6 protein-coding genes are annotated in these 8980 nt (G+C 62.6%); 3 read left to right on the top strand and 3 right to left on the bottom strand.

What is annotated here, in order from left to right:
- Positions 1–159 precede the first annotated feature (159 nt).
- Positions 160–1875, top strand: coding sequence for a winged helix-turn-helix domain-containing protein (locus VGV41_RS07350; protein ID WP_326863123.1), 1716 nt, complete (start codon positions 160–162; stop codon positions 1873–1875).
- Between the two features lie 81 nt (positions 1876–1956).
- On the opposite strand, the gene VGV41_RS07345 is transcribed toward VGV41_RS07350, so the two are convergent.
- On the bottom strand, positions 1957–2229 hold the full coding sequence (locus VGV41_RS07345) for a hypothetical protein (protein ID WP_326863122.1): 273 nt from the start codon (positions 2227–2229) through the stop codon (positions 1957–1959).
- 272 nt (positions 2230–2501) lie between these two features.
- On the opposite strand from VGV41_RS07345, the gene VGV41_RS07340 reads away from it, so the two are divergent.
- Positions 2502–4403, top strand: a complete 1902-nt coding sequence (locus tag VGV41_RS07340; protein ID WP_326863121.1) for an autotransporter outer membrane beta-barrel domain-containing protein — start codon at positions 2502–2504, stop codon at positions 4401–4403.
- Between the two features lie 45 nt (positions 4404–4448).
- Here the strand turns inward: VGV41_RS07340 and VGV41_RS07335 are convergent, their stop codons facing one another.
- The gene (locus VGV41_RS07335; RefSeq protein WP_326863120.1) at positions 4449–5435 is read right to left on the bottom strand and encodes a SphA family protein; all 987 of its coding nucleotides are present in this window, start codon (positions 5433–5435) and stop codon (positions 4449–4451) included.
- A 602-nt stretch (positions 5436–6037) separates the two neighbouring features.
- Here VGV41_RS07335 and VGV41_RS07330 point away from each other — a divergent pair.
- Positions 6038–7588: a long-chain-fatty-acid--CoA ligase gene (locus tag VGV41_RS07330; protein WP_326863119.1), complete on the top strand. Its 1551-nt coding sequence runs from the start codon at positions 6038–6040 to the stop codon at positions 7586–7588.
- 133 nt (positions 7589–7721) lie between these two features.
- Here the strand turns inward: VGV41_RS07330 and VGV41_RS07325 are convergent, their stop codons facing one another.
- Positions 7722–8936, bottom strand: coding sequence for an acyl-CoA dehydrogenase (locus VGV41_RS07325; protein ID WP_326863148.1), 1215 nt, complete (start codon positions 8934–8936; stop codon positions 7722–7724).
- Positions 8937–8980 lie beyond the last annotated feature (44 nt).

Here is an 8980-nt window from a genome sequence, read left to right as displayed (position 1 = left end):
AACCAAGATGACTCCCCGTACGGCCGCCTTTGTTAATTATCTGCGGCATCAACAGGCTGGCAGAACGCTGCCGCCAAGTCCTGACAGGGCGCGGTGACATTCTGAAAGATTCCTGATATTTCCGGCTCGGGAGCGGTTTTGTTAAACTGTGAGGGTTTCGTGCTCCGTTTCGCTGGCTTCGAGTTCGATCAGCAGCGTGCCGAGTTGCGAGGCCCCGGTGGCGAAATCATCAGGCTTCGCCCGAAGACCTACGACCTCTTCCGGATTTTCCTCGACAATCCCGGCCGCACTCTCAGCAAACAGGAGCTGATGGAAGCGGTCTGGCCGAGTGTCCACGTCGGCGAGGACAGCCTCTTTCAGTGCATCAAGGAAATACGCGCGGCACTCGGCGACGAGCAGCGCCAGATGATTCGGCTGGTCTCTGGCCGCGGCTATTTGCTGGACATCCAGGTCGAAGCCGCGCCGACGCTCGATGTGGCGAAGGAGGCCGCGCCCGTCTTCGCCCCGGGATCCGGGATGACGCCTCCTGCCGCTGACGAGGCGGGCCTCAAGCGACCTTGGCGGCGCGGGCGCGCTGCGCTCGCCGCCGCAACCGCAGTCGGTCTGGCGGTTGCGGCCGGCTTGGCCCTGGTGGTGTTCCAGGCTGAGCGCCTGCCTCAGGTCCCAACCATGAATGTGATGCCGGTCGTCGCCGCCAGTCAGGATACCGAGGCCACGGCGTTGGCTGTTGCCGTGACTGATCGTCTGGTCGACGGGCTCGCCAGGATCGACAATATCAAGCTCGTCACGCCGGACACGCGTAAACCCGCGGTCCTGCCCGGACAAGCGACGCCCAATCCCGGAAACGCCGATTACGTCATCTACACCGAACTGTCCGGCGATCCGGCCTCGTGGACATTGCGGGCGCGGATGGTCAAGACGTCCAACGGACAAGTCGAGCCGGTCCCAGCCGTCACGATCGAGAAGGCCGATCTAAGCCCCGATCTCCTGCGAACGCGATTGGCGGCCGGGGTCGGCCATCAACTCGCCGTTCGCATCAACACGCTCATCGAGGCTGACAATCAGCGCGCCGACCCGGCCAGCGCGGCCCGTGGTGCGGCTGCCAAAGCGGCGATCAATCAGGCGACCGCGTCGATCATGCAGACGTCGCAGGAGCGCTTCCGTGTGGCGCAGACCATGCTGGAAAAGGCGCTCCAGGACGATCCCGACAACGTCAATCTGCAGATGGCTCTTGCCGCGTTGCAATTGCGCGGCGTTCAGATGGCTTGGTACGATGCACTGGGAACAGCGACGGCGGAGAAGAACGCCCAGACGATGCTGCAGCGAGCCCAACGCGCGCGGCCCAATAGCATCGCAGTCCTGGAAGCGCATTGCAGGTTTCTCAACGCCACCAATCAGTTCATCGAGAGCCTCGTGACCTGCTCGCGGGCGATGGCGTTCGACCCCTGGGACGGAATGGCTCTCTACCTCATTGGCGTCGGACAACTGCAGTTGGGCCGCTTCGAGGATGCACTCGCGACTTTCAAGCAGGCCGACCGCTTCGATACGCCGCGGGTCTCACGCTGGACCTGGCTGCTCGGCGTCGGCTGGACTTACGTGATGATGCAGAAATACCACGAAGCGCTTCCCTGGCTTGAACGGTCGATCGCCATCACGCCGGCATCGGGACGGCCGCTGATGCTGCTCGCCGCCGCCTATGACGGCGCCGGAAATTCGGACAAGGCGAAAGCGGCGTTGGCCAAGGCGATGGAAATCCGCCCCGGCTCGACCGCGACCAACATCATGCTGCCGAGCAAAAACTCGAGCCATGCATTCCTGGCTGCGGGCCTGAAGATCCGCGACCAGTTGATCGCTCTCGGATTGCCGAACCCATAGTCCGGCCTAAGCGCCGGTCATCGGCGCGCGCAGAACAGGAACGACCGCCCGCCGCGGGCGGCCGTCCCTGGAATCACGCGCTCAGCGCCAGCCGGACTGCTTGTCGCAGGCCTTTCGCTCCGCCGGATGCGATTTTTCCCACTGCGTGATAGACCGCTTTTCGTTGTCGTCCATCTTCTCGTTCATGCAGACGCAATAGGCCCGAACGACCTGCGGAGTGCCGCCGGGCTCGCCTTTGTTATCGCTGATGCACTGGTTGATCCATTTCACATCGTCCGCATTCATGTTTGATGCCGATGCCGTCATCGGCATCAAACAAGCACCGAGCAGCAGTAGCCCCGCCAAAGCCTTCATAGTCAGCCTCCCTTTCGGATGCGCTGCGTCACATATTCGGAATCCCAAACACGACGCCAGCGTGCGGCGGTTTCGCCGCACGAGCGCACCTATTGAGGCATGTGCCTCCCCACAGGTCCTGAGCCGGCCCCGCTGATACCCTGATATTTTTCTGAAATCCCCGGCAAGCGCCCGGTGGACACTCGCCACTTGGACCGTCAACATAGTATCCAAGTCTTTGGAAGTTCTGTCTCCGCTGCTGCCCGGGCGAGGCACATGAATGGCGTATCGGAATGAATTGGCTTGTCGCGCGGCGTATTCGGACCTCGGCGGCGACAGGTGCGATCGTGTGCGGTCTCCTGGCCGTTGCTTTAGCCGTGCTGGCGCCTCGACCTGCCTTTGCGGCCTGCGACCAGACCGGATCGACCGTTAACTGCACCGGCACCACGACAAACGACAACGCCGGCTCACAGGGCGGTGTGACCTTCACGGTGCAGCCCGGCGCCACCATCCAGGGCGTCGGCGGCACGTCCGCCTTCAGCCTCACAAACCCTACCTTCTCCGCCGACAGGTTGATCAACAACGGCACCATCGACGGCCTCGTCGACATCGTCAGCTCGGTCCCCGGCGTCGATTCATTCACCAACAACGGTGTGCTCAAAATCACCGATCCGCTGACCAACCTGACCTCGCATTCGCTGTTCGGCACGGACTTCACACAGTCCTCAAGCGGCACCTTCATGGCCCGCGTCGATTCCGCGGGTTTCAATGACAGCCTTCTGGTCAACAGTGCGACCTTGGCCGGCCGCCTTATCATCGTGGTGCAGCCCGGGCTCTACACCAGCGCGAACACCTACACGATCATCACTTCGACCAACACGATCGTCGGCGCCTTCGACAGTGCCTCGGTCACGTCGCCATTCTTCACGCTGTCGCTGTCGACCTGCGCCTGCAATCTCGACGCCACGCTGACGCCGATCGCCTTCAACGCGGTGCCGGGCCTGACATCGAATCAGCAGGCGGTCGCCGACGTCCTGCAGAACCTCTACGCCTCAGGGACGCCGACCGGGTCGCTGGGGGACTTCTATTCGAACCTGTTCGCCGCAACATCGGTGAACGTCTTCGATCAGCTCTCCGGCGCCGGCACGGCCGCCGCGCAGAATGCCTCGTTCGGTGCCGCCGGACTGTTCAATGATGCGATGCTGCAGCAGGGGCTCGCGTTCGTCGGCGGTGCGCCCGGAGGCGGCGCCTTCGGCGCGCCGCTGCAATACGCAGCCGCCGCCGACAAATCCGAAGCCAAGCCAGGATACGAGGCCTTCGCGGCAGTGCGTCGCGCTCCTGACGAGAAAGTCTGGCGCGCCTGGGCCGTCGGCTTCGGCTCGACGCGCAGCATCGATGGCAGTTCCGGCACGGCCGATCAGTCGATGCAGACCGCCGGCGGCAGCTTCGGCGTCGAGCGCAGCTTCGGACCGGACCTGCTCCTCGGTTTTGCGGCCGGCGGCAGCGGGTCGCATTTTTCCGTTTCGAGCCTGTCGACCAGCGGCAGCATCGACGGCGCTCATGTCGGCGCCTATCTCGCGAAGCGTTGGGGCGACATCTATGCCCTCGCCACGGTCAATTATGCACGGTTCGACAATACGACAGAGCGCACCATTTCCGGCGTGGGACCGACCGAAAATGCGCAGGGACGCTTTTCGAGTGACCAACTCGGCGGCCGGTTCGAACTCGGCTGGCGGCGGCGCATCGGCGAATACGCGATCACGCCTTTCGTGGCGGTCGAGCCGGCGGCGCTGTGGCAGCAGGCCTACACCGAAAGCTCCACGGTTACAGGCGGCGGCGCCGGAGTCCTGGCGCTGAGCTATGCGGCGCGCGAGACGACCTCGCTGCCGGCCTTCGTCGGCGCGCAACTCAATACCCGCTACCTGGTCGGCGGGCAGACGGTGCAGCCCTTCGTCCGCGCGGCCTGGGTGCACGAATTCATGACCGAGCGACAGGTTCAGGCGGCATTCGTCAGCATCCCCGCCCCATCGTTCACCGTCGACGGCACTCGGCCCGCGCGTGACGCGGCGCGCATCAGCGGCGGCGCAAGCTGGACGATCGATGCGGCCAAGGCGGTCTTCGCCCGCGTCGACAGCGAGCTGTCCGGCAGCGGCGTGATGCTCGCCGGCACCGTCGGCGCGCGCATCAGTTGGTGATGCAACCCCGTTGCGACATGCGTTCCGTAGACAATTCGTGTGCCGTCAATTGAATTTTCTCGCGACGGTCAACACGAAAAGCGTGACCATGGCGGTATTGTAGGCGAACACCGAGGTCCGGGCTTTGAATTTTATGGCAGTCCTGGCCTCGGGAATGTCGTAGTTGATGACGCCGCCGAGGCTGAGCACTTCGGACCGCCGCCCATCGGGCGCAACAATAGATCCGCCGCGCGTGTCGTCGGTGAACTGCCGGAGGTAGTAACCGGTCGCGCCGACTTGCCAGCGCCCGATATGCTCGGAAACTGCGAAGTCAATGTCCATATTCTTTCCGCTGACATAATCTGTTGCCGGATTGCGCAGGTAATTGTTCAGGTAAATCTTGCTGCTGAACTCGGTGCCGTCCATGAAAAGGGGCGGCGTCGTGTATGTGAAGGCGACCCAGGGCGCAATGTCGAAGATATTACTGCCGACAGTGACGCCGTTACTGGCCTGGATGCGCGAGTCGTAGAGGCCGGTGGGCAGCACGGCACCAACGCCGGCGCCAATCGCGAGGCCTTCCCTGATGGGAAGAGCGCCGCTTTCGCGCGACGGACGCGTGAACCCGAAAAAGCGGGACCATGAGGTCTCGACATAGATGTCACCGAAACCCGTTCGGCACGTGGCCGGACTTGCGGATTTTATTTGCCCGCAGAGAGATCCCGCGCCGGCCACACCCAGAAATCCGATCGAGCCGTCGAACACTTTGAAGTTCGGAACGAACAGCAAGGCAGCGGCGGCTGCCTTGGCGTCAATGCCGACGGCGTCGAGCCCCGCCCAGGGGTGCCCTGCACCGTCCCGGAGTTGGTAGGCCGACGCGGCGCTCGTGATCAGAGCACCATACGTTCCAGGCGACGGCAGGAATGCCGACCGAATGTCGGTTCCGCCGATAGGACCTGCGACAGTCGTACCTTCGGCAGCCCATGACGTCACCGTGCAGCTCACGAGCAAGCATAGCGGAAGAGCGAGCCGCGCGAATTTCACGATTTGAATCATTCCATCCACATCCAAGCAAACGGCGAATTCTAGGATAAGAGCGTACGGCCGCCAATCAGCGTCGCCCACTCTTCATCGCTGGCCTCGGCCCCAAGACCTTGTACAGCGTTGCGGACGAAGGCGTCGAGCGTTTCGCCTTCGGCCTCTGCCTCCGCGCGCATACGCGCCGCAAATTGAGATCGCCGAGCGCGAGGACTGTCTCCTCGGCGAACGAGGGTGTATCGAACCGCGCGAGGATTTCGCCGAGCAACATCGTGTGCGTCCTCAGTTAACCCGGTGCGCCTCGGCGCCATCGAGCGTGATTTTGGGGAAATATGGCGCGGCCGTTGGGTCATCCGAAGACGCTCACCGGACTCCCGATGCCCGCGCGATCCGGCGGAGAGCCCGATCCGGCGTTGTTGTGAGCCGGCCTGCCGCCGTCGAGCACGATCAGACATTGTGAGAACTCGTCAGCAACTATGGGAAAGAGCAGGTCCCCTGTCCATGCCCGCGGTCCGCCCAGCAAGCGTCCGGAGCGGCATGCCCCGGCGGCGAGCATTGGATTTGTCTCGACTGCGTCGCATGCTACTCTCGCGCCAAAGATAAGTAGGGGAGGAAATGCCATGTTGAAGGAGACTATCGATCAACTGCTGCCGGGGACCGCTGCCCGTCTCCCTGATAAGCCGGCGCTGATTTTTGCGGATCGCACATTGACCTTCCGCGAGCTCGAACGGCTGACCAACAAGGCCGCCAACGGGTTCAAAGCGCTCGGCGTCGGAAAGGGAGATCGCGTGACGCTGTTCGCGCAGAACAGCCCGGAGTGGGTGATCAGCTATGCCGGCATCGCGAAGGCCGGCGCCGTTATCAATCCTGTCAATGCAATGCTGACCGCGGACGAGCTTGCCTATGTGGTCAAGGATTGCGGTGCCAAGGTGCTGATCACCACCCCGGACCGCGCTAGGGCGATCATTCACTTGAAGACCGACGGCCATTTGAAGGAAATCGTCGTCATCGGTGAACCGATCTCCGGCACGCTGGCGTTCACCGACCTGCTGGCGGCGCAGCCGGAAGTCGTCGAAGCGCCGGGCAACAAGGCCGACGACCTCTCCACCATCTGTTACACCTCGGGCACCACCGGCTTTCCCAAAGGAGCAATGCTCAGCCACCGGAACGTGATGCTGAACGCCGCCTTGACCGCAGCCATGAACGTACGCACCGAGCACGATAATCAGTTCACCGGGCTGCCGCTCGCACATGTTTACGGCACCGTTGTCATGAATCTCAGCTTCATGCTCGGCCTGACCTTCGTGCTACTGGAGAAATTCGACACGCAACAGGCCCTCGAGGCGATCCAGCGCCACAAGGTCACCATCATCGATGGCGTGCCTACCATGTTTCTCTATATGCTGGCGCACCCCGATTTCGACAAATACGATCTGTCGTCGCTGCGCGCCGCCGTGGTTGGGGGGCAAGCCATGCCGCCGGCGAAATCGAAGGACTGGTTCGAGCGCACCGGCACGGAAGTGCTCGAACTCTGGGGCATGACGGAACTGGCCGGCCCCGGCATCATGCAGCATTCATATTGCGAAAACCGGCTCGGCTCGGTCGGCATTATGATGCCATTCATGCACGGTCGCATCGCCGATCCGGTCGACCCGTCGAAAACCATGAAGACCGGCGAAGTTGGCGAACTGGTGGTCAAGGGTCCGCTCAACATGCTCGGCTACTACGGCAACGAGCAGGCAACGCATGATACCATCGACGCGGATGGTTGGCTGCATTCCGGTGATCTCGGCAAGATGGACGAGGATGGTTATATCTACATTGTCGACCGCAAGAAGGACATGATCCTGACGGCCGGCTACAACATATACCCGGCCGAGATCGAACGCGTAATCGCCGGTCATCCGGCGGTCGCAATGGTCGGCGTCGGGGCGAAGGCCGACCCGAACAAGGGCGAGATCGCCAAAGCCTATATCGTTTTGAAAGCCGGTGCGAACGTAGATGCTGACGACGTCATCAGCTATTGCCGCAAGCATCTCGCGGCTTACAAGGTCCCGCGCGAAGTTCAGTTCGTCGCTGCCCTGCCGACCACGTCGTCGGGCAAGATCCTGCGACGCCAATTGAAGACACTCGATAAGGACGTCCAGACTTCAGAAGCCGCGCTGGCATAGCGACGAAGCGGCCGGCCGAGTTCGCACGCGCAACCCCCTCTTCCGCCGTCGTAGCCGGCGCTATTGAGGCGAAGCCTTTTACCTTCGCCGCCTCCGGCGGGAAGGCTGCGGGCCTGTGGCTGCCTGGACCAGCCTAGAAAAAAGCCTGAATGCCCGTCTGGGCCCGGCCGAGGATAAGGGCATGAACGTCGTGCGTGCCCTCATAGGTATTCACCGTTTCGAGGTTCACCACATGGCGCATGACATGGAATTCGTCGCTGATACCATTGCCGCCATGCATATCGCGGGCCGTCCGCGCGATATCGAGCGCCTTGCCGCAATTGTTGCGCTTGATCAGAGAAATCGCCTCGGGAGCAATCTTGCCGGCATCGAATAGACGCCCGGCCTGCAGGCAGGCGTGCAAACCCAACGTGATCTCGGTCTGCATGTCCGCGAGCTTTTTCTGGACGAGTTGATTGGCGGCCAACGGCCTGCCGAACTGCTTGCGGTCCAGCACATATTGGCGTGCGGCGTGCCAGCAGAACTCGGCCGCCCCCATGGCCCCCCAGGCGATGCCGAAGCGGGCACGATTGAGACAGCCGAAGGGGCCGGCGAGCCCGGTCACGTTCGGCAGCAGATTTTCCGCCGGAACAAAGACGTCCTCCATCACGATCTCGCCGGTGATCGAGGCGCGCAGGCTGAGCTTGCCTTCGATCTTCGGTGTCGACAGCCCTTTCATCCCGCGCTCCAGCACGAAGCCGCGGATTACATCGTCGTCCGTTTTCGCCCACACCACGAACACGTCGGCAAATGGCGAATTGGTGATCCACATCTTGTTGCCGGACAACCGGAAGCCGCCGTCGACCGTGCGGGCGCGTGTCGTCATGCCGCCGGGATCGGAGCCAAAATCGGGTTCGGTCAGGCCAAAGCAACCCACCCATTCGCCGCTGGCGAGCTTGGGCAGATATTTCATGCGCTGCTCTTCGGTGCCGTAGGCATAGATCGGATGCATCACCAACGAACTCTGCACGCTCATGGCCGAGCGGTAAGACGAATCCACGCGCTCAGCCTCACGCGCGACCAGCCCGTACACGACGTAGCTCGTGGCCGCGCAGCCATATTTCTGCGGCAGCGTCGGCCCGAGCAGACCCATCGCGCCGAATTCGCGAATGATGTTGCGGTCGAACTCCTCGTTGCGGTTTGCCATCAGCACGCGCGGCATCAGCTTTTCCTGGCAGTAGCCGCGGGCCGTATCACGAATCATCCGCTCCTCTTCCGTGAGCAAGCTTTCCAACAGCAGCGGATCGTCCCAATGAAAGGCGCCGTATTTGTTGGACGACGCCGTTTCGACCTTCTTCGGTAGAGCCATCGTAGTCATTTCGCACTCCCCCGGGCCTGCTCGGCCGTTCATGA

It is taken from the genome of Pseudolabrys sp., assembly GCF_035943735.1.
In the GTDB taxonomy this organism is placed as follows: domain Bacteria; phylum Pseudomonadota; class Alphaproteobacteria; order Rhizobiales; family Xanthobacteraceae; genus Pseudolabrys.
This window is presented reverse-complemented; position numbering and strand designations above follow the sequence as displayed.

Coding starts and splice junctions, on each gene's coding strand:
- VGV41_RS07345 (WP_326863122.1), bottom strand. CDS start 2,229: ATGAAGGCTTTGGCGGGGCTACTGCTGCTCGGTGCTTGTTTGATGCCG.
- VGV41_RS07340 (WP_326863121.1), top strand. CDS start 2,502: ATGAATTGGCTTGTCGCGCGGCGTATTCGGACCTCGGCGGCGACAGGT.
- VGV41_RS07335 (WP_326863120.1), bottom strand. CDS start 5,435: ATGATTCAAATCGTGAAATTCGCGCGGCTCGCTCTTCCGCTATGCTTG.
- VGV41_RS07330 (WP_326863119.1), top strand. CDS start 6,038: ATGTTGAAGGAGACTATCGATCAACTGCTGCCGGGGACCGCTGCCCGT.
- VGV41_RS07325 (WP_326863148.1), bottom strand. CDS start 8,936: ATGGCTCTACCGAAGAAGGTCGAAACGGCGTCGTCCAACAAATACGGC.